We start from the raw sequence: 23,125 nt of genomic DNA, 5'->3' as shown, positions 1-23,125 counted from the left end.
TTACGCCAATCATCGCGCCGGACAAAGTCCTAGTATTTTTGTCGGGAAAGAATCCGACGATCCCACCCCTTTGTGGAAGCGACCACAAAGGGGCGATCGATCAGAGATTCTCGTAGCGATTCATGTCCAGTACGCCTTCTTCCACCGGATCGGTCTCGTGGATGTAACGACTCAGGTCGTGAAAATACTCCCAGAATTGCGGGTGACTGCGACGGATCCCCCACCGTTCGACGATTTTTTCGAAACGATCAGCGTCCTTGGCGTTTTCCATTGCATCGACAAACGCCGGCACTTGATCGGCCGGAATATTGAACATGAAATTCGGATAGCTGCTGAGCACACCGGGGAAAATCGTCAGGGTGTCGAGCCCCGGTTGGTAGCGCAACGATTCACCGAGCATGAAAGCAACGTTGCTGTGGGCACGGTTGCGCAACAGGCTGTAGACCTCGCGTTTGCCGCTACGGGTCTGAATGCGCAGCATGGTTGCTTCCGGCAACTGGTCAATGACTTTCAGCCCGGCCGCCGGACGTGAAGCCAGGCGACTCAAGGCCTGCTCCGCCGCTTGCAGATCGGGATCGATGTTCGGCCGTGAACAGTAGGCACCGTCACAGCGATTGATCGGGTCGGGCCTGGCGTTGAGGTCACCGTAGCGCGCCAGCAATTGGTTGGCGAAATCACGTTTCGGATCGGCAGGGTCGAGTTTCAATGCCGTCGGCTTGTCGTTATCGATGGACTCGTAATCCAGCCACATCTTGAATTTGCCGCTGTTCTGATACCAGTCATCGAGATACCCGTCGCGGGAATCGGCGGGCATCAGGCGCAGGAAGTTCTGTTCGGCACCGTTGCGGATCAGGTCGAAATACAGCCGTGTCTGCGCTTGATGGGACACGTTGCCGAACACATCGAAGTTGACCGCCAGTTGATAGTAGGTGCGCTCCAGCAGCGGATAGTCGAACAACCACAGGGTTTGCGGCACATCGCCAATCAAGCCTTTGGTCACCGAAGCACTGTCGAAGTGGCGGAAGATGCTCAGTAGCGCGTTGTCGTTGCCGGCCCACAGGGTCGACCAGCTCGGCGCCGGCTGCTCGGCGTAACTGTCGCGACGTAGCGCTTCGTATTCGTTACGTTTGTCACGGTAGTTGTGCCACAGACTGAGGACACTGCCGACATCGTCATTCTGCCCCGGCATGGCCAGCAGCGGCGTGGCCTGGCCGCGATAGTTCGGATCAATGATGTAGAGGTCGTGCTCGGGCGCCTGGAACAATGCCCAGAAGTTGTCGCGGATCACGTCGGTAGCGATCTGCCCACGGCACACCGGGCCGCGAATGAAGGTGCGCACGAAGTACTCGGCGTTATCGAGCATGAACTGATAACGCGCTTGCGCCGGAATCGCCTCGAAAGTGGCAAATGGGTTGGCGCGGCGTTCCGGGCCATACCCCGGCAAGGCATTGACCTGCCAGTTGCCGCTGTAGAACAGGGTCTTGACCCGCGCCATTTTCGCCGCGCTCAGCGGATAGGTGATGTGTGTCTTGTGCACGATCACGCCCTGGACCGGCCACAGGCGGTAATAGAACTGGGTACCCGGGTCGTCATTCGGACGACGGGTATCGATCAGGTCGATCGGCTGGCCGGTGGGTGTACGCGAGCGTACCCACTGGAAGAAATGCCCCGGCTCGCCATCCTTGAAGTAGATATGCGCCAGAAACCAGTGTTCATAGAGCCAACGCCCTACCAGCGCCTGGCGCGCTCCCGGCGAATTGAGCAGGTTCTCCCACTGCACCACCTGTGCGGCTTCGCGCGCGCTGGGGGCCAGGCCTTGCTGATCGATCGGCGCGCCGGCGGCCAGCCAGCGTTGCAGCGTCTGGTATTGCCGGTCGGTCAGCCCTGTCACCGCCAGCGGCATGCCTTCCTTCGGATGCGCACCGGCATAGGCATCGAACTCAGCGGGCATCGGGCACATGTTTTCCCGGTTCAGGCCCAGGACGATGTCTTCCGGCAATTTGGCATTGGGTTGGAGAGGCGTTTTGTGGCCAAGCTCCAGCATCCGCGCCATCAGCGCGGCTTGAGAGCCCTGGGCATCCAGCACCGAATAGAAGCCCTTGTGCTGCCAGGCCTGCTTGCCGGACGCGTCATAAAACAATCGGGTCGGTGCCACGGCCTTGCTGCGGTCACCGTCGTAGACCGGGATCTTGGTCGCCCCCCGCGCCGCGCCTTCGCCACTGCCCAGATTGAGCTGGCAGGCCGCATCGTTGCACGCATGGCAGGCCACGCATTTCTCGGTGAAGATCGGCTGGATGTCGCGGGTGTAGGAAATAGCAGGAGAATTCGCCGGACTTTGCGCCATGGCGCCCCAGCTTAACCACAACAGCAACGCGCTGATGGCGATACGATACGACATGTCCCTGGTCCCGATCCTTTGAAAAACGCCGCGATTCTACCGGTCCGGCACCCACATCAACATGAGCGATATTCATGTAAATCCGACCCATGCTCTAAAACAGCACAAGTTTGATATTATCCGGCCCCTTCGTCATGGTCTTTCCGAGTAGTCCCAATGTCCGATCGCAGTGTTCGCCTTCAAGCTCTCAAGCACGCCCTCAAAGAGCGCATCCTGATTCTCGATGGCGGCATGGGCACCATGATCCAGAGCTACAAGCTCGAAGAGCAGGATTACCGTGGCAAACGCTTCGCGGACTGGCCGAGCGATGTCAAAGGCAACAATGACTTGCTGGTCCTGACGCGTCCGGACGTGATTGGCGGCATCGAGAAGGCCTACCTCGACGCCGGCGCCGACATTCTGGAAACCAACACCTTCAACGCGACGCGGATTTCCCTGGCCGACTACGGCATGCAGGAACTGGCGTATGAGTTAAACGTAGAAGGCGCGCGCCTGGCGCGCAAGGTGGCCGACGCCAAGACCCTGGAAAACCCGGACAAGCCACGTTTTGTCGCCGGTGTACTGGGTCCGACCAGCCGCACCTGCTCACTGTCCCCGGACGTGAACAACCCCGGCTACCGCAACGTGACCTTCGATGAGCTGGTGGAAAACTACACCGAATCCACCAAGGGCCTGATCGAGGGCGGCGCCGACCTGATCCTGATCGAAACGATCTTCGACACGCTGAACGCCAAGGCGGCGATTTTCGCCGTGCAGGGTGTCTTCGAAGAATTGAATATCGAACTGCCGATCATGATTTCCGGGACCATTACCGATGCTTCCGGCCGTACCCTGTCCGGCCAGACCACCGAAGCCTTCTGGAACTCCGTGGCCCACGCCAAGCCGATTTCCGTCGGCCTGAACTGCGCCCTCGGCGCCAGTGAGTTGCGTCCGTATCTGGAAGAACTGTCGAACAAGGCCAGCACTCACGTCTCGGCGCACCCGAACGCCGGCCTGCCGAACGAATTCGGCGAGTACGACGAACTGCCGGCGCAAACCGCCAAGGTCATCGAAGAGTTCGCCCAAAGCGGCTTCCTCAACATCGTCGGCGGCTGCTGCGGCACCACCCCGGGCCACATCGAAGCCATTGCCAAGGCGGTGGCCGGTTATGCACCACGGCAGATTCCGGACATTCCCAAGGCTTGCCGCCTCTCGGGCCTGGAACCCTTCACCATCGATCGCAATTCGCTGTTCGTCAACGTCGGTGAGCGCACCAACATCACCGGCTCGGCGAAATTCGCCCGTCTGATCCGTGAAGACAACTACACCGAAGCCCTGGAGGTCGCCCTGCAGCAGGTCGAAGCCGGTGCCCAGGTGATCGACATCAACATGGACGAAGGGATGCTCGATTCGAAGAAGGCGATGGTCACCTTCCTCAATCTGATCGCCGGTGAACCGGACATCTCCCGCGTACCGATCATGATCGACTCCTCGAAATGGGACGTGATCGAAGCCGGCCTGAAGTGCATACAGGGCAAGGGCATCGTCAACTCGATCAGCATGAAAGAAGGCGTCGAGCAGTTCATCCATCACGCCAAGCTGTGCAAGCGCTACGGTGCTGCGGTGGTGGTCATGGCCTTCGACGAAGCCGGCCAGGCTGACACCGAGGCGCGCAAGAAAGAAATCTGCAAGCGCTCCTACGACATTCTGGTCAACGAAGTGGACTTCCCGCCGGAAGACATCATTTTCGACCCGAACATCTTCGCCGTGGCCACCGGTATCGAAGAGCACAACAACTACGCCGTTGATTTCATCAACGCCTGTGCCTACATCCGCGACGAACTGCCGTACGCATTGACGTCGGGTGGCGTGTCCAACGTGTCGTTCTCGTTCCGCGGCAACAACCCGGTGCGCGAGGCGATCCACTCGGTGTTCCTGCTGTACGCGATCCGTGCGGGGCTGACCATGGGCATCGTCAATGCCGGTCAGCTGGAGATCTACGACCAGATCCCGCAAGAGCTGCGCGACGCTGTCGAAGACGTGATCCTCAACCGCACCCCGGAAGGCACCGACGCCCTCCTCGCCATCGCCGACAAGTACAAGGGCGACGGCAGCGTCAAGGAAGCCGAGACCGAAGAGTGGCGCAACTGGGACGTCAACAAGCGTCTGGAGCATGCGCTGGTCAAGGGCATCACCACCCACATCGTCGAAGACACCGAAGAATCGCGCCTGTCCTTCAGCCGTCCGATTGAAGTGATCGAGGGCCCGTTGATGGCGGGCATGAACATCGTTGGCGACCTGTTTGGCGCCGGCAAGATGTTCCTGCCACAGGTGGTGAAATCGGCTCGTGTGATGAAGCAGGCCGTGGCCCACCTGATCCCGTTCATCGAACTGGAAAAAGGCGACAAGCCGGAAGCCAAAGGCAAGATCCTCATGGCCACGGTAAAAGGTGACGTGCACGACATCGGCAAGAACATCGTCGGCGTTGTACTGGGTTGCAACGGCTATGACATCGTCGACCTCGGCGTGATGGTCCCGGCGGAAAAGATCCTGCAGGTGGCCAAGGAACAGAAGTGCGACATCATCGGTCTGTCCGGCCTGATCACCCCATCGCTGGATGAAATGGTCCACGTCGCCCGCGAAATGCAGCGCCAGGATTTCCACCTGCCGCTGATGATCGGTGGCGCAACGACCTCCAAAGCGCACACCGCGGTGAAGATCGAACCCAAGTACAGCAATGACGCCGTGGTCTACGTCACCGACGCCTCCCGCGCCGTGGGTGTGGCGACGCAGCTGTTGTCCAAGGAATTGAAGGCCGGCTTCGTCGAGAAGACCCGCGAGGAATACATCGAAGTCCGCGAGCGTACCGCCAACCGCAGCGCAAGAACCGAACGCCTGAGCTACGCCGCTGCCATCGCGAAAAAGCCGCAGTTCGACTGGGCCACCTACACCCCGGTCAAACCGACGTTCACCGGTACCAGGGTGCTGGACAACATCGACCTCAACGTCCTGGCCGACTACATCGACTGGACGCCGTTCTTCATCTCCTGGGACCTGGCCGGCAAGTTCCCGCGCATCCTTGAAGACGAGGTGGTCGGTGAAGCCGCCACCGCGCTGTACAAGGACGCCCGCGAAATGCTAACCAAGCTGATCGACGAGAAGCTGATCAGCGCCCGTGCCGTGTTCGGTTTCTGGCCGGCCAACCAGGTGCATGACGACGACATCGAGCTCTATGGCGATGACGGCAAGCCGATGGCCCGCTTGCATCACTTGCGTCAGCAGATCATCAAGACCGATGGCAAGCCGAACTTCTCCCTGGCTGATTTCGTCGCGCCAAAAGACAGCGAAGTGACCGACTACGTCGGCGGCTTCATTACCACCGCCGGCATCGGCGCCGAGGAAGTGGCCAAGGCCTACCAGGATGCGGGCGACGACTACAACTCGATCATGGTCAAGGCCTTGGCTGACCGCCTGGCCGAGGCGTGCGCCGAATGGCTGCACCAACAGGTGCGCAAGGAGCACTGGGGTTATGCCAAGGATGAGGCCCTCGACAACGAGGCGCTGATCAAAGAGCAGTATTCCGGCATCCGCCCTGCCCCGGGCTATCCGGCGTGCCCGGATCACACCGAGAAGGCCACCCTGTTCGCCCTGCTTGATCCTGAAGCGCAGGAAATGCGCGCCGGCCGCAGCGGCGTGTTCCTCACCGAACACTACGCCATGTTCCCTGCCGCGGCCGTCAGCGGCTGGTACTTCGCTCACCCGCAGGCGCAGTACTTCGCCGTGGGCAAGGTCGACAAGGATCAGGTGCAAAGCTACACCTCGCGCAAAGGCCAGGAGTTGAGCGTGACTGAGCGCTGGCTGGCACCGAACCTCGGCTACGACAACTGATCGAGCGGTAGCACCGAACGAAAAACGGCCTCCGGATTGATCCAGAGGCCGTTTGTTTTTTCATGGCCGCTCTTACAGGCCGATCTCGGCGCGCTCGCGTCCGGTCAGTTGTACCGCAAGGTTGAGCGACTCAGTGTTCTTGGCTGAATTCAACTCGTCCACTTCCCGCAGATAAGCGTCACTGAAATCCGGGTAACGCGACTCCAGTGCATCCGCCGCCTCGGCCTGGCGCGTGGCCAGTGCCGCGTACTCATCCGGGTACTTGCGTTTGAGGTAATCGATCCAGTACTCACGCCGCACGATTTCATCGACGAATTCTCGGCTGTTTTCCGCATTGGTAACGGTCGTATAGGCCGCATCCAGGTCCCGGGACGTCACACCGGACACACCTTGATACAGCATCGAATCCGGTTGCGCCGGCAGTTCCAGGCGCTCGGTTAGGCCGATGCGGTAGGCCAGGCGCACTTCGGCGGGGTCCTTCTTGGGTGGGCGTTCAGCCTGGACCTTGGCAATCTCCTCGACCTTGCCCAGACGGAAGAGGTTTCTCGACAGCTTGAACAGCTCGCGCCCTTCCTGACCCGGCGCAACGGAACGCAAGGCGTTGAACTCGAACACCTTGACCTCCAGATCGCTGAATCGAAGGATTCGACCATCGCCGCAGGTGTACCCGCGCTCGGATATGAGGAACAGATCCTTGCGCAAATCGGTGCTGCTTTGCGCCGCCTCGAGCACCTGCCAGACCCGCCGGGTAAGTCCCGCCCGATCACTGATGAAGTCCCGGGTATGCCGGAGTTGCGAAAGCAGGTGGAAAAAGTCCTGACTGCCTTCTTCATCCTTCAAGCTGTCCCATGTGGCTTGTTTGTCCGCAGCCATTTCCTCATCGCTGTCGATCCAGCGCTCGCTTTGCTTACTCTCGGTTTCGTCGCCCCCCTCATCCTCGGAGGAGAAGTCGCTCGCAGCCCACTCGTCACGCTCATAGTCCTCGATCATCTGCTCGATTTCGTCCAGGTTGTACCCCAGGGTGTTACCAGAACGACGAGCATACGCCTGCAGATTTCTCAGCTCATCGGCCGGCAGTACGTTGTTGGACAGAACCGTACCCCTCATCAATTCGTCGTGGCCGACGGTGGCTTCCAACGGAAACTCGCTCAAGCTGTTGTCGCTCAAATTCAGGGTCCGCAAGCTTGGCAAGTCCAGGGAGGCTTGCGGCCACTCAGTCAGCGCGTTGTTATTCAAATACAGGTTTTCCAGGCGCAATAGCCCGCCAACACTGATCCTTTGCAGGTCGTTTTCACTCAGGTCCAGCCAACGCAGTTGAGTCGAGCCACTGATCTCGCGCTGAAGTCCCTCGCTATCGGTCAGGTTGTTGTGCGCTGCTTCCATCCGCTCAAGTTGTCCGAGCCTGCTGATGGCGGCGGGCAATTCAGCCAGCCCGTTGCGATTGATGACCAGCGTACGAATCTGCGTAAACACGCCTAGAAAAGCATCGAACCCCTGCCCACCGTTACTCACCCGTGTCAGATTGAGGCTGCCTACGTGGCTGAAATCGCCGGACAGCGCCGGTAGTTCGCCCAAAGGAATCTGACTCAGATCCAGCAAGCTTCCGGGGTTGCTGTTCGACACCGCGGGTACGCCGCGCAGCTGTTCGCGCCAGACACTCAGGATGCGCTCGGCCGCGCGCCGACGATAGGTCGAGGACACCCGGTAATTGCCTTCGCGATAGGTACGAATGTTGATCCAGTCATTGAGTTGCTGATGCAGGGTTTCCAGTTGCAGCCGCCATTGGCTGATCCGGCTGTCGATCTGCAGAAATGGCAATCCTTTCGTGCGCATCAGTTCGATGACTTGCTCGGCCGTCGCTTCGCTCATGGCCGGGTCCAAAAGTTTCAAGCGGTTCACCAGGGAAAACCCTGGATCGTTGCGAGGCACATCCGCCGCCACGGCCGGCAGCAGATCACGATTGATGGCGTCCTGGGTTTCCTCTCCGGAAAAATATTCCGGTTCGCCGCCCGTGTGTCCTTCCAGCAACGCGTCCGCAGGAATGCCGAGCGAACTGCCGTTACCTCGCGACCAGGCTTGCAGCTCTGCCAATGTCTGCGCACTCAATGGGCAGCCGCGCACGTTGGAGTTGGCCAGCAGACCGTCGTGCCCGAGCCATAGCTCAGTCGGCAAGTTGTGGATGGCACTGTAGCTCAGGTCCAGACGCGTGAGTTCTGGCAGACCCAGTATGCCGGCTGGCCACTCGCGCAGGGCGCTGTGGCTCACATCCAGTGTCTGTAATCGGTTCAGTCCCGTGACATCCAGCGCCCGCAGCGGGTTGGACTTCAATGTCAGTTGCTGAAGCCCTGCCAATCCGCTTAATCGCTGCTGAACCGCCGGAGTCACCAGAATCTGATTGCCGGAAGCATTCAACCTGTCGAGATGTGCCAGTCCTTCAACGGCGGCCGGGAGTTCGGCCAGGGCGTTACCGCTGATATCCAACTCTCGCAGCTCCGAAAAGCCCTTTAAAAAGCCATCGATTTCCTCGACTGACGCCCTGACACCGGCGATACGCAGCGCCAATACATGAGCGAAGGTATTTTCCGGTAGTGCGGGCAATCCACCCAGGGCCACGCCGGAAAGGTCCAGAATGTTGCCAACGCCGCTGCCACCAGGCCGCCAAGACGGGCCCGGAACCAATGGCTGGAGTTCGATGCGTGCACGAACGCCATTGCGCCAGGCGGATTTGAGATGCTGCCCGATCGAAAGCAGGCTCCGCGAATCGACCGGCTGTTGATCGACCGTATGCGCTCGCGATTGCCAGTTGAGAAGTACCTGGTCCAGCTGGCTTTCCTGCTGGCGCAGTTGTCCGACTCTATCGAGCATCACATCGCTGGAATCCCCTGCCAGGCGCCATCCTTCCACCGCCCGGGTGTCAAGTTGGCCCATGGCACGACTCAAAACGCCACGACAGTAGCTGTCGACCATTGCCCCGGTGTCAACCAGATGCGCGGGGTTGTCCTTGAGCCAGGCGTACGCCGCCATGAACGATTCGTGATTGAGCGTCGACCAGTCCAGGGTCAAGCCGCGCCATAATTGTTCATGACCGCTTAAAAGCTCCGCGGGAAGTGATTGCAGATCGCTACCGCGCAAGTTCAGTTGTTCCAGATGCTCAAGCCCTAATGCGCCGCCCGGCCACTCGATCAGTTTTGCCCCGGACAGGTTCAGCTCACGCAACCCGGTCAACCTGGAGACATCAATACGGTTGAGTGATCCCGTGCCTAGAAGCCTCAGGCGCTCAAGAGCTGGCATGGCATTCAACCGTGCCTGAAATTCTGCCGGGTATTGCACACGGTAGCCTTCTATCGTCAGTTCGGTGAGCGATGTCTGCAATGCCAAAGCGTCAGGCAAGCCAGTGAGGTCATTCAGTCGAATGGTGAGTTTTTTCACTGCCGGGAAGCGCTGTAACAGCGTGGCAGCCTGATGACCGGTGAAGTCTTGACCTCCGATCAACAGTTCGCTGACTTGCGAAAACCCGTCCGGCAAATTCGGCAAGTCTGTTAATCCCTGCAGGTTCAAGCGCTGGTATTCATTACCCGCACCAATGAATGAACGACGCCAGCTGTCGATGATTCGATCTACGGTCTGCTGCCGACCCACCGGGTTCATGTCCATGGCAGAGGTTTCTGGCGCATCTTGTGCGGCCCATTGATCAAGCGAGTTGCGCAGCCCCTCAAGCTCCCGAGCCTTGGTATTCAACAAATGCAGAATCTGCTGATCGGTATTGCCCTCCAACTGACATCGGTAAATGAAAAGGCTGGCTTCCCACTCCTGCACACCGGGGAAGAAATCCTCGACACGGGCGATCAGCGAAGGACTCGCCCGGCCCGCCCCACGACCACTCAAGGGATAACCTGTTCGGCCGTCCGCCAGACGCATTGGTGGCTTGAACCAGGATTTGGACGGTTGTTGCCCAAGGGCCCGCGCCATTTCGCTGCGATTCAAGAACGCCTGCTTGAGGATCGCTTGCTCGAGATCGGCGCCCTGGCCCACATGGGGCAGGTTCAGTGATTGACGTGCTGCGTCCGGCAAGGCGTGCATGATCGAGGCGTAAAGGTTGCGACCATGCCGGGGAACACTATTGAGTGCCTGGCCTTGCTCGTCGAAGGCGCGATACCCTTCGGATTGCCTGACCAGAAATTTGCGCACTGACGCCGTTTCCGGGCCGATGCTGTCCAGCAATTGCCCACGGATATTGCCGTCGCGCACCTCCAGCCGCACATCACTTGGCCAGCCCGGAAGTTTTTTCAATGCATGCAGCGCCAGCCTGTCACTGTCGGCCGCCGCCATGCTTTCCAGCTGCAAACCGGCCAAGGCGCGGCTCAAGCGGTTTTGCTGCACATACCAGCGTGCCTCTTCCGCCAGCCGCAGGGGTACGCGCTGACTGTCGCGCATTCTGCCGCGCTCCAGCTCGGTGGCGTTGCCCAACAATTCACTTGCAGCTCTCACCGAAAGTCCCGGGTGATGCCGTTGAAACAACTGCACCCCTGGGTCGCCCGAAGTCTCGGCGGTATACAGTCTATTGAACAACGCTGATTTTTTGCGCTGTGCCAGTTCTGCGAACTGCTCCCTGAGCACCGAGCCGCGCAATGTATTGACTCGAGCCCCTTCCACCCCGAGCAAGCCGACAATTTCCTGCTCGTTGAGCTGCGCCAGCAGCCGATCGGCAAATCTCGCCCCATACACATCATTGCGACTGAACTGGATCGGCTCCGCTACCGCGCTGCCGGCGACTCCATAAAGAGTTGAAGGACCTGAGCCCTTCACGCCGTCGAATACCTCCATTTGGCGTCCATGGGGCCAGCCGGGCAATTCACTGATGAAGGGTAGAAGATGGCTGTACTCGTCAGAGAGGGGCTGGTCGCTGCGCATTTGCCGGATCAGATTGTTCACCTGCCGATCCACCTGGAACTGACGCAGGGTGTCGCGAAGCAAGGGAGGCATCGGCAGATTATCGACGTGCATCTTGCGCAAGGCATCGTCGCTGATGCCACTGACGTCGGCGATGCGCTCAAGTTCCTGATCGGTGAAGCCCTCGGCTTGCGGCCCCATGCGCCTGAGCAACGTGGGGCGATCCCACTCCAGCGGGCGCTCCAGACTATGGCGCCATGCACCTTGACCATTGTGTTGCATCAACGGCTGATAGGCATCCGGGTTGGATGGATGCCTGATGCGCCACTGCCCTGCATCGCTGTCGAAGACCTTTTCATGCAGATGTCCGTCGATTTTGATGAAGGTTCTGCCGTCGGATTTGAATTGCCCCAACGCATTGGGACTGGCGTGTGGATCAAGAAAGAAGCTGCTGCGGTAAGGTGCCAGATCCGGCTTCCACAGCCGCGCCTCACCGTTTGGCAACTTGACCGGGACCAGGCCATCGACCCATCGCGAAACCTGGATGACCGGGGCCTTGCCTGCCGCTGCACCGGCAGCCCCCAATGCTGCAATGAACGCCACGTTCACGGCCACAGACTCGAGGTGTGACCAAGCCTCATCACTGTCACCCTCCTGCCAGGCCTCAATCCCCTCATAGACCTCGACGGACAGTTGCACTGCGGCCACTGCCATCATCACCTCGCCAAGGCCTGGTACAAAAAACGCCGCAACGTTGAGAAAGTCCAGGCCGAGCCCGGCAAAATGCTTGAGCCGCGCCCAGAACGCCTCGTTGTCGACGTCCGCTGTCGGCACCACCAGCAGGCGTGCGTTGGCCTTCATACGCTGTTGGTGGCGAGTGTGAAGTTCACCAAACAATTCAGTTGCGAAGAAACTTTCCTTGAGCCGCAGGTTGGCTTCGTCATCGTAGACCTGCTCGTAACGCCCGTTGCTCCCGGCATTGGCGTTCCATTTGTAGGTCATCAACGCTGCCTTGAGTGTGGCAATGAAATGCCCGGCTTCATCGTGTTTGGCATACCCCGTCAACAAACGCTGGTACTGCGCATGGCGGACATTGAGCCGCAGATCGTGCTCGAAGGCCTTGAACGAGGCGTACTCCTTAATGGGGTACAGCGGCGCGCCAGGAATATAAACGATGATCCGCTCTTCATTTGCGCTCAGCTGTTTTCTCAAAAATGGTAGCGGATTAAGGTGTAGCAATGCCGTCCAGGGTTCACCGCGCTTAAGCAATTGTTGGGTCGCGCGAGTTCCCGCACCGATGATCACAATCTCACCCAGAGAAGCGCCAAACATCTCCAGTTGACTGCAGACAACCGGATGGCCGTTGAACGTCGGGGCAGACTGGCCACTCAACAGCGCCAGCAAGGTTTCATAACCTGCCTGGGTGATTTCATCGCGGATGCGCGCGCTGTGCACACGCACTTCCATCGCGGCCTTCTGCGCACTGATCATCTGCTCGCGCACCCGGGCCTTGTTTGCCGGGGCATCGAATATCCCTGCCAGATGATCCTGGTATTGTTTGCCTAGATCCAGGCGACGGCACAGGGCCGAGAACTCTGCCGGTTTCATGGCAAGCTTTTCGGTGTACCGGTATCGCGCCGCACGCGTACCGTCCGCCCTGGGCTCTCCGTAGTATTCAGTCAGCAAAGCGCCGAGTGGCGCTATGGCACTGGTTTGTTCAAGCGCCACTTCGTCGAATGCCATGTTCGCTTCGAAGTTGCCGAGGGCCGCCTGAAGCAACGGCTGCGTGATCGTCAGTTGCCGATAGCGCAGGTGATACAACTGATTGTGTTTCAAGTCGGGCTCGACCCCGAACTGACTGCGCAACGCCTCTTTGAGCAAAGGTTCGCAGAATTCGGTGATCCCTTTGAGATCCTTGAGGGTCCTGGCCAAGGCCACATTCGCGGCACGACTGCGCGTCTGGCTGTCACGCAGGCGTTGGCGCATCTGCGGCGTAGCTCGAGCAAGCCAGTCAGGGTTGGCATTGACGGGTAGTTGGGCCGGTATGCGGCTTTGGCCGAGCGCCTTGATATCGGCGGTGGTGAGGTGATTGATCCAGGCGGGCAGCCGATCCTTGATCAGATCGGTGTGCAAACCGGCGTCCATGGGTGAGTCCATTGCAGACACGGTGAATCTCCTGATGTCAGAGTTGAAGCATCAGGACATCACGCCAACGCACTCGCCATGCGGTAAATAATTGTTGGATAAACATCGCCAGGACAGTGAATTCTCGGCCGTGGCCCCGAGCATTGACTATCCTGACAGCATCACTGGCGAGTGGATGCCAACGAGGCTGCTATGGATGATTCGAACAACAAGCCCCCAACGTTCTGGCAGATGCTGCACAGCGTCATGGCGGCGGCTTTTGGGGTGCAAAGCGGGAAAAATCGTGCTCGGGACTTCACTCACGGCAAGCCCGGTCACTTTATTGTTCTGGGGATTTTATTCACCGTGGTCTTCGCACTGACGCTCTACGGCATCGTGCAATTGGTGGTGCATCTGGCAAAAGTCTAATGCATCAGCGTCTGCAGACTGAACGGGTAACGGTAAGTGGCAGGTCGTCCCTTGGCCGAGAGTTTGTGGAAATCCACACCAAAACCCTGCGCATCGCCCATCGCCAGCAGACGCCTGGCTTGTGTGCGATCAATGAGCTGCAACAGTGGAATCTGCCGATCACGACCGCCGTACTGACTGATGTCAACACCCTCGTCATAGTCATGCAACTGCACCAGCGCCCAGCCACCCAAGGTGAAATGCCCACCCAGCAGTACACTCAAGCGTTTGTCGAGCAACGCCTGCAATGCAGCGGGTGAGTTGTTGATCGCGCCAAACAATGCGCCCTGGCCGGGAACGCCGCCGGCTTCGACATACGCCTGCATCACCCCGAAGGCCATTTCATCATTGGCCGACCACACCAGTGAAGTCTGCGGGTAACGCTTGAACAGCAACCTGGCCTGCTCATAGGCACGCTGCCGGGTCCAGCCGCCATACACCAATTGCCGCAATCGCACTTCCGGGTGCTCGGCCAGTGCACGCCGCATGCCTTTTTCACGAAACTGCGCCGAAGGGGTGATTTTCAAGCCGGAAAATGCCAGAAGATCGATAGACTGGCCGGGAGCAACCGGACCGTGCAATCGGATCAACTCCTTGAGCATCAGGTAGCCGCCCTCCTCGTCGTTGGGCACCAGGCTACCGAGCAGGTCGGGATACTTGTCGGCGCGCGGGCCAATCAGTTTCATCTGGTCCGGGGTCAGGGCGTTGTTGACCATGAACAGCTTCACCCCGCTGCCTTTGGCCAGGCGCAGGACTTCCGGGGCGACATACTGCTCGTTGACGAATACCAGGTAATCGGGACGATGCGGCCCCTGTAGCGCTTCGCGGGCCTGTTTGATGATGTTCTCGGAGACACGATCGGAATACTGGATGCGCAGGTCCATGCCGAGGTCATGGGCCGCCGCCTGCATGAATTGCGAATAACTCACCCAGAACGCTTCCACGGGTGTTCCCGGATTCAGGAACAGCACCGACGCCGCCTGGGCACCTGGTACAAGCAGAACACCCAGCGTCAGTATTACGCCACGCAGAAACTTCAACATTTATCGTCCGAGCCCCGGAAATTCGCCGCGCATTATAGCCAGCGAACACCCGTACCACGGCGATTTTTCCGATAATTGTCGGACAATCGTCAACGCCGGGCCCGGACGGGTCTTTTACTGATGGCTGACCCAGAAAACGGCAGTTCCCACGACCAGGATGATCAGGAACAAAATTGCCCAGGCATCAACGGTGCTATCGCTTTTCCGTGCTTTGGTTGGGTTGCTCATTGCATCGCCTCTTGTCGGTTTTATCGGTGATTGCAGGAAGACTCGATCAGAGTAAAGACGACGATTGCCCGCACCACAAACAGGGTCTTTGCAACAACGATTCTCATTAGGCGATTTGGTTCTTTACATATGCTCAAACATCACTTTTACGCATAACTGCAAACTGGTATCTTGCCCCGGCTCCGAAGGGAGTGCGCGGCCGTGCGCGCAGAATTGCAGTGGCTCTTGGACTGCGGCAAGCACAAAAAACGCAGCTGTATCCGAGCGACCCAAGCCTGAGAACAGGACTCATATGTACGTATACGACGAATACGATCAGCGGATCATCGAGGACCGCGTCAAGCAGTTCCGTGATCAGACCCGACGCTATCTGGCAGGCGAGCTGAGCGAAGAAGAATTCCGCCCTCTGCGCCTGCAAAATGGCCTATATATCCAGCGCTTCGCCCCGATGTTGCGGGTCGCCGTGCCTTACGGCCAACTGACTTCGCGTCAGATGCGCATGATGGCGAAGATTGCCCGCGACTACGACAAGGGCTACGCCCACATCAGTACCCGCCAGAATGTGCAGTTCAACTGGCCGGCCGTGGAGGACATTCCGGACATTCTCGCTGAACTGGCCACCGTGCAGATGCACGCGATCCAGACCAGCGGCAACTGCCTGCGCAACGTCACCACCGACCAGTTTGCCGGTGTCGCCGCCGACGAACTGATCGACCCGCGCCCATGGTGCGAAATCGTTCGTCAGTGGACCACCTTCCACCCTGAATTCGCCTACCTGCCGCGCAAATTCAAGATCGCCGTCAACGGTTCGACCTCGGACCGTGCCGCAATCGAAGTCCACGACATCGGCCTTGAGCCGGTGCACAACGCCGCCGGCGAGCTGGGTTTCCGCGTGCTGGTCGGTGGTGGCCTGGGTCGTACGCCGGTGGTGGGCGCGTTCATCAATGAATTCCTGCCGTGGCAAGACCTGTTGAGCTACCTCGACGCCATCCTGCGGGTTTACAACCGCTATGGCCGTCGCGACAACAAGTACAAGGCGCGGATCAAGATTCTGGTAAAAGCCCTGACCCCTGAAGTCTTCGCGCAAAAAGTCGATGCGGAAATGGAACACCTGCGCGGTGGCCAGACCACATTGACCGAAGCCGAAGTGCATCGCGTCGCCAAGCACTTCGTCGATCCGGACTACAAGGCCCTGGACAACCAGGCTGGCGCACTGGCCGATCTCGACAAAGAACACCCAGGCTTCGCCCGCTGGCGTACACGCAACACCCTGGCCCACAAGAAGCCGGGTTATGTTGCCGTGACCCTGTCCCTGAAGCCGACCGGCGTTGCCCCGGGCGACATCACCGACAAGCAGCTGGATGCGGTCGCCGACCTCGCCGATCGCTACAGCTTCGGTCAACTGCGCACCTCCCACGAGCAGAACATCATCCTGGCCGACGTCGAGCAGGACAAATTGTTCGCCCTGTGGGGTGAGTTGCGCGAGCAAGGGTTTGCCACGCCGAACATCGGCTTGCTGACCGACATCATCTGCTGCCCAGGTGGCGACTTCTGCTCCCTGGCCAACGCCAAGTCGATCCCGATCGCCGAATCGATCCAGCGTCGTTTCGATGACCTGGACTACCTGTTCGACATCGGTGAACTGGACCTGAACATTTCCGGCTGCATGAACGCCTGTGGTCACCACCACGTCGGCCACATCGGCATTCTCGGGGTGGACAAGAAAGGCGAAGAGTTCTACCAGGTGTCCCTCGGTGGCAGCGCCAGCCGCGACGCCAGCCTGGGCAAGATCCTCGGCCCGTCCTTCGCCCAGGAAGCCATGCCTGACGTGATCGAAAAACTGATCGCCGTGTACATCGAACAACGTACCGAAGACGAACGTTTCATCGACACTTATCAGCGTATTGGCATCGACCTCTTCAAGGAGCGCGTCTATGCAGCGAATCATTAAGAACAACGCAGTCGTCGACGAAACCTGGCACCTGCTGCCCAAGGATTTCAACATCGACGAGATCACCAACTGCGACGACTACATCGTGCCGCTGCAGTTGTGGCGCGAACACAGTCGCATGCTGCTGGCTCGCGATGGCGGGCTGGGCGTCTGGCTGGACGCTGACGAAGAAGCTGAAGAAATCGGCGAGGACGTCGAGAGCTTCCAGGTTATTGCCTTGAACTTCCCGGCGTTCACCGACGGCCGCAACTACTCCAACGCCCGTCTGCTGCGCGACCGTTATGGTTTCAAAGGCGAACTGCGGGCGATTGGCGACGTGCTGCGTGACCAGTTGTTCTACATGCACCGCTGCGGTTTCGATGCCTTTGCCGTGCGCCCCGACAAAGACCCCTACGAAGCCCTTGAAGGCCTCAAGGACTTCTCGGTGACCTATCAGGCCGCCACCGACGAACCGCTGCCGCTGTTCCGTCGTCGCTGAAACAATAAAGCCTTGATGACGTTAGTCATCAAGGCTTTATTAAAGATGAGTAATTTGTTCACACTGCCTATTCGTTAGAATTTGACTTGCTTCAACCCTCGCTTCTGTATGGCGTAGGCCAATGCGTCAATATCATCAAATAACACTTTGTTTATACTTCCCCACTTTTCCCCTTCGATAAACACCTTGGAATCTGGCTTCCACTGACTGGGGCGATAAGCCTTGATAAAGGTGATGAGCATTTCATCACTCGTCGAACGATGCACCACCTTGTGATCCCTGTTCGGCCTCGTATCGATGAGAAACATGAGTTTCTCCGGCAGTAGCCTTACAAAAAGATCAAACTCATCCGAGTCAAAATTATCTTTATTAATTACTTTCATCGTGCAACTTCCTTGCTGCAGCTTCAGGGAAAGCCCAGTCTAAGCGAACTGCTTCAAGTTAATGACTATGAATAAATACAGAGTATTTAAATTCGTACAAGAACCTCAAAGCCAGTCACATTTATATGGGTTGTATCCCATTCAGTTGAATCGGCCTTCCCATCGCTTCCCAGTCCCTGAAAAGCCTTGCCCTGTTCTCCAGTGCCGTGAAGATCAGGAAAGGATTGTCCGCATCAACCTCCGCCACCTCCACGTCCTGACTGATTCGAGTCCATAACTCATCTGCAGCATCCGCTTCGCTTAACAGCCGCCAGATCCGTGCCTGAACTTCAGGGTATTTGACCAGGAAGTCCGGAGTCAGACTCATACCGTCCATTATGCGCAAGAAGCGCTCACCAGCAGGTTTGCTGGCCAGGCGTTGCCAGATTGCCAGGTGCACGCCTCGCTGAGGCTCCTGCATATCTCGCAGCCAGACAGTGGGACCGCCGTAGTTGGCCCCCGGCTGGCTCAACCACAGATTGATACCGGTTCGGTCGCGATGGTCGATCAAGCGCCATAACGTATCTTCATCCGTCAGTGGATTGCCGTTCACACCTACCCGCCCGCGGACGATGGCTTGATTGATCACGTTCTGCGGAAGCCGGGTAATACGGTTATCACGAAGGTCCAGAGTTGTCATGTCCGGCTGTTCGAGCAGGCCGACCGGACAGGTGTTGATGTTGCAGTTTCTGAGGTTCAGCCGGCGTAGTTCATTCATCCCCAGAAGCAGAGGAGGAACATTCAACGGGTTGTCGCTCAGATCCAGGTTTTGCAAGCGAGTCAGGCCATTGAGCTGTGCGGCAGCGGTATCACTGAATGTCAGCCCGCACGTACTCAAATTCAGCGTGGTCAGGTCTTGCATGCGCGTTATGGAACGTGGGAGCGCCCGCAGCACTTGTCCTTCAGCGTTGATCACCCGAAAGACGCGCAAATCGACGCCCTCAAGGTTGAGAATGCGCAGATTGGGAAAACCATCGAGAAAGCCGTCCAGACTCGCCAGTTCAGTCACCCAGATGTTTCGCATGGACAGCTCGATCACCTCCTCGAATCTGACGTTGAGGGACGGCAAGCGGTGGTACTCCTCGAACGCCATGTCCAGCCTATAACCCTGCATCTGGCCATTGACGTAGACCCGGTTGGCGTCGACCGCTCGTTTCTCCCAGATGGACACGAGTTCGACGGCGAGTTCGGTCCGGGTATCGTGTTCATAATCCATTGCCGCTTGCACCGCTTCGACGTTATGCCACGCAACTTGTTGTGCGTTCATGCCTTGAGCCGCCCCATCGCCGGGCGCAAGCATCGGGACATCCATGGCATCGATGTCCTGGGCAAGTTGTTCGACCCAGGTGTCCAGATCAATATTCAATTGTTGCAACTGCAGCCGTAAGCCATCGATATAGGCTTGGGCACCGGCGCCCGCGGCCTGCAAAAGCCCGTCGGCTTGTGCGTTGCTCAGGCTTGGATAAACTTCCTGAAGCTGCAATCGCATCATTTGATGCGTCAGGGCGTCGCCCTGCGGTGTGGAAGGGAAACCACCGCCTCGCAAACCCTGACGGTCGAACGGCAAACCGGCGTCCATCCTGCCCAATCCTTCCATCAATTCGTCACGTGACAGCAACTGATCAGAGATGGAGCGTTTCAATGCAGCCACCGCTTCCTGCGTCGGCAACTGCAAGGCGGAGCGCTCCGTGTCGGACAGCACGCTCAGAAGCACGTCAAAAAAGCCCTGCCCTTCAAGATCGCCGGCAGTGGTGAAACGACCCGAGACGGTTTTGATCAGCCGTCGCACGTCGGTGGCATCACGCGGACCGCAACGGTCGAGTAATCGGCCGTTGAGAGACTCTTCCAACAGATCAACGCGCACCCCTTTCGGCCAGCCCGGCAGTTGTGGCAGCGAATGCAATGCCAGCGTGGTCGAGTCCGGATTGTCCATCGAACGAAGGTAGAGGCCCTCATACGCCCGGTTTAGTCGCACTTGTTGTTGATACTGACGAACTTTGCCGTCCAGACGGCTGAACAAACGCCTGGTCTCGGCCGCATCGGGTGTTGATTGAAGATCTACGCCATAACGATCAAGCATTTGCTCGATCGCGCTTTTGGGCAGATCGGAATACTGGCGCTGGAACAGCTTGACCCAGGCATTCTCCGACTGCTGCAATGCCTGATATTGCTGGTCGAACAGCGCTGTGCGTTCACTGTCAGCGACCTGTTCGAGTTCCAGGTCGATCCTGAAGCGACTGATGGTATCGGCGAGTAGTGGCGAAGGCGCACGCCCCGTGTGCATCACACGCAGCGTATCGTTGTCGACTGCACTGACCTTGCCGATCTGTGTCAGGGTTTCATCGCTGAAACCGGCCACGGGCGGACCGATTCCCCGCAGCAATTGCAACCGATTTGTCTCTTCGGGCAAGGGGAATGTTTCCGGTAATGTTGGAGCGGGTCCGGCGACGGGTTCCGGCAAAGGCTCCACCGGTGTCTTTTCGCGCTCGACCACCCTCACTGTCTCGCCCTCCAGCATCGCACCCGCCGCCAGAGGCAGCGCATTGAGCAGACCAAACACCGTCCGCGTCACGCCCTCCGAGCGTTGCCCTGCCGTTTGCGCATTGACCGCCTGATCCAGGCCATAGCCGGCATCGATCAAACCGGCCAGCGCCAGCAACCCCTCACTGCCAGGAACAAACAGGGCCAATGGCCCAAAGCTATTGATCCACTGCACAAGCGGCTCGACCCAGGCGCTCAAGTCATCCCGATTGACCTGTGCATCGTCCCTGATGCTCTGTGCGCTGGCCTGTGCCGCACGTTTCATGGTCGTCACCAGTTGCGCAAAAGGATCGACCGTCGAGACTGCCTGCTCAAAGCCAACGTACTGGGCCGGGTCCCAATAACCATCGTCGTTGAACAGCCCTGCACTCTTGGTCAGCCGGTGCTTTTGCGGAAAGATCGCCATGCCTTCCAGCGCCGTGAATACTCCAGCATGAAAGGTGCCGTCTGTACGATCATCTTCATCGAAGTGGTCGACGAGCGCCTGCGTGGTAGCTTGCGCCGCCTGTTGCGCGACAACCCAGTGCTGCAGCTGTGTTGCATCGGCGAATTCATGAAGTGGCGACGAGTTGCCGGGAATGTAGAGCAATATCCTCGTTACGCCGACTTCGCGGAAGGTCCAGATATCCGTCGCGGTGTATCGATAAAGTACAAGACGCCCGGCCTTGATGCTGGTTGGCACCCGGGTCGGTACCTGCAACTGCTTGAGCGTCAGGTCTTGCCAGGTCTGGCCGGCGGGCAATCCGGCGGCCCGCAACGCCAGTTCAAGGCCCTTTTGCGTCAGGGTGTTTTCCTTGCGCTGCAACCACGCACTCATGACAAAGGCAGCCTTGACCGAGGTGCGTAATGGATAGGCACGAGTGGCTGTCATCGCATCATCTGCGGGCCAGGCTTGATCGAGATACGCCTGATACAAATCCCTGAGATCAAGGGTCCAGACCCATTGTTTGAAATCGGCGGGCCTCAGGCGAATCTGGGTGAGTGGTCCGTAGACCTGCGGCACGGTTCGCCGATAGATGCCCTCGTAGGTCTGGTGGTTGCCGCTGCCATGATCGGCGAATTCGTCAACGTGGTCGACAATGCGCACGGGCGGCCCTATGTAGGGCGGTGTATACAGGCCAAAGCCGGTTTCACCGAATCGTCCGTCACCCACGGTCTGATAATTGGACAGCAATGCCTGTATCAGGGTCTGGCTACTCGCGACCTGGCCTTGATGCACACCCTCCTGCAGCGGATGGCCCTTGTAGTTGTAATCCAGGGTCACCAATAGCGCCGTGTAGGGGTCGATGTGGCTGCCCCATTTATCGATGAACAGGTGGCGTGCGAACTGGGTGGGTGTTTGTGGCAAGGCGACGGACACGGCTTTTTCGAGTGTGTCGCGCATTGCCGATGAGGGATTGCGGGCTGTGCCCGTGTCACTGGGAGGCTGGATCATTGTGCATTCCGTTGCATTCAATCGAGCCGTCAAAATAGCTGTTCATGAATACGCCGGATGCAGGAAAAGTCGCTGCCATGCCACAGAAAGGGCATTGGGTAGGTGACTCGAGAATAAAACCGGGGCTTTCGCCCCGGCTCAGGTGTTACCAGAAACGTTGCTGGGTCAGGCGTCCCCAACCATTGACCAGCACGCGCTCCACCGAACCGCTGGCGGCCATGCCGATTCGCTCCGGCAGGGTTTTACGCTCGGCATAATGCAAGTGATAGAGCTCGGACTTTTTCGCCCGTTCGGCGAGGTACTCATCGCTGGTCTTGAGCTCGTCCACCAGTTGCATGTCCAGCGCGGCAACGCCGAGCCAGATTTCCCCGGTGGCGACATCATCGATCGCCAACTGCGGGCGATAACGGGCGACGAAGTTCTTGAACAGTTGATGGGTGATGTCCAGATCCTGCTGGAACTTCTCCCGGCCCTTCTCGGTGTTTTCGCCAAACACGGTGAGAGTGCGTTTGTACTCGCCGGCGGTCAGCACTTCGAAGTCGATATCGTGCTTTTTCAACAGACGGTTGACGTTGGGCAATTGCGCCACAACGCCGATCGAACCAAGGATGGCGAAGGGCGCGCTGATGATCTTCTGGCCGATGCACGCCATCATGTAACCGCCGCTGGCAGCGACCTTGTCGATGCACACGGTGAGCGGTACACCGGCCTCACGGATACGCGCCAGTTGCGACGAGGCCAGGCCGTAGCTGTGGACCATGCCACCGCCGCTTTCCAGACGCAGTACCACTTCGTCCTTCGGTGTGGCCAGGGTCAACAACGCGGTGATTTCATGACGCAGGCTTTCGGTGGCCGAGGCCTTGATGTCGCCGTTGAAGTCGAGCACGAAGACTCGCGATTTTGGCTCGGGTTTTTTCTTCTGTTTCTTGTCGGCCTTATCGGTCTTGGCTTGGGACTTGCGCAGAGCCTTGAGCTGATCCTTGTCGAGCAGGGTCTGCTCCAGGCGCTCACGCAGCCCTTTGTAGAAATCATTGAGCTTGCTGACCTGCAACTGCCCGGACGATTTGCGCCGCCCCTTGCTGCGCAAGGCCGCAAAACTGATCAGGACCACCAGAATGGCGATCACCAGGGTCACAGTCTTGGCCAGGAAAATGCCGTACTCGGTGAAAAACTCCACAGGGACTCCTTTGAACGATGCGCGGATTAAACGCGCGGGATACCTCCAGCATACCCATGAGCCGGCGTTGCGACCAGCCGTGAAACCTCTGGCAACAGGCCTG

10 protein-coding genes are annotated in these 23,125 nt (G+C 58.6%); 4 read left to right on the top strand and 6 right to left on the bottom strand.

Annotated features, from left to right (window positions below):
• Positions 1 to 100: 100 nt before the first annotated feature.
• Positions 101 to 2,398, bottom strand: coding sequence for a fatty acid cis/trans isomerase (locus EIY72_RS09450; RefSeq protein WP_093219337.1), 2,298 nt, complete (start codon positions 2,396 to 2,398; stop codon positions 101 to 103).
• A gap of 156 nt (positions 2,399 to 2,554) precedes the next feature.
• On the opposite strand from EIY72_RS09450, the gene metH reads away from it, so the two are divergent.
• On the top strand, positions 2,555 to 6,265 hold the full coding sequence (gene metH / locus EIY72_RS09445) for a methionine synthase (RefSeq protein ID WP_093219332.1): 3,711 nt from the start codon (positions 2,555 to 2,557) through the stop codon (positions 6,263 to 6,265).
• 72 nt (positions 6,266 to 6,337) lie between these two features.
• On the opposite strand, the gene EIY72_RS09440 is transcribed toward metH, so the two are convergent.
• A complete protein-coding gene (locus EIY72_RS09440; RefSeq protein ID WP_093219325.1) occupies positions 6,338 to 13,312 on the bottom strand; it encodes an NEL-type E3 ubiquitin ligase domain-containing protein in 6,975 nt (2,324 codons plus the stop codon).
• Positions 13,313 to 13,492: 180 nt separating this feature from the next.
• Between EIY72_RS09440 and EIY72_RS09435 the strand changes: the two genes are divergently transcribed.
• Positions 13,493 to 13,708: a DUF2970 domain-containing protein gene (locus EIY72_RS09435; RefSeq protein WP_093219320.1), complete on the top strand. Its 216-nt coding sequence runs from the start codon at positions 13,493 to 13,495 to the stop codon at positions 13,706 to 13,708.
• Here the strand turns inward: EIY72_RS09435 and EIY72_RS09430 are convergent.
• Positions 13,705 to 14,790 carry an ABC transporter substrate-binding protein gene (locus EIY72_RS09430; RefSeq protein ID WP_093219312.1) on the bottom strand — a complete coding sequence of 362 codons (1,086 nt, stop codon included), beginning with the start codon at positions 14,788 to 14,790 and terminating at the stop codon, positions 13,705 to 13,707. The two genes, EIY72_RS09435 and EIY72_RS09430, sit on opposite strands and share 4 nt — an antisense overlap.
• Before the next feature lie 520 nt (positions 14,791 to 15,310).
• Between EIY72_RS09430 and EIY72_RS09425 the strand changes: the two genes are divergently transcribed.
• Both EIY72_RS09425 and EIY72_RS09420 read left to right on the top strand, forming a co-directional pair.
• Positions 15,311 to 16,969: a nitrite/sulfite reductase gene (locus tag EIY72_RS09425; RefSeq protein WP_093219306.1), complete on the top strand. Its 1,659-nt coding sequence runs from the start codon at positions 15,311 to 15,313 to the stop codon at positions 16,967 to 16,969.
• Entirely contained in the window at positions 16,953 to 17,447 is a 495-nt protein-coding gene (locus EIY72_RS09420) for a DUF934 domain-containing protein (protein WP_093219301.1), read from the top strand. Before EIY72_RS09425 ends, EIY72_RS09420 begins: the two co-directional genes overlap by 17 nt.
• 74 nt (positions 17,448 to 17,521) lie before the next feature.
• Here EIY72_RS09420 and EIY72_RS09415 read toward each other — a convergent pair whose 3' ends face one another.
• The 3 genes from EIY72_RS09415 to sohB form a co-directional block, all read right to left on the bottom strand.
• The gene (locus EIY72_RS09415) at positions 17,522 to 17,830 is read right to left on the bottom strand and encodes a hypothetical protein (RefSeq protein WP_093219296.1); all 309 of its coding nucleotides are present in this window, start codon (positions 17,828 to 17,830) and stop codon (positions 17,522 to 17,524) included.
• Positions 17,831 to 17,951: 121 nt separating this feature from the next.
• Positions 17,952 to 21,845 (bottom strand): dermonecrotic toxin domain-containing protein, encoded by a 3,894-nt coding sequence (locus EIY72_RS09410; protein ID WP_093219291.1) that lies wholly within the window; start codon positions 21,843 to 21,845, stop codon positions 17,952 to 17,954.
• 145 nt (positions 21,846 to 21,990) lie between these two features.
• Positions 21,991 to 23,022: a protease SohB gene (gene sohB, locus EIY72_RS09405; protein ID WP_093219286.1), complete on the bottom strand. Its 1,032-nt coding sequence runs from the start codon at positions 23,020 to 23,022 to the stop codon at positions 21,991 to 21,993.
• Between the last annotated feature and the right edge of the window lie 103 nt (positions 23,023 to 23,125).

Source organism: Pseudomonas vancouverensis (assembly GCF_004348895.1).
Lineage (GTDB): Bacteria > Pseudomonadota > Gammaproteobacteria > Pseudomonadales > Pseudomonadaceae > Aquipseudomonas > Aquipseudomonas vancouverensis.
This window is presented reverse-complemented; position numbering and strand designations above follow the sequence as displayed.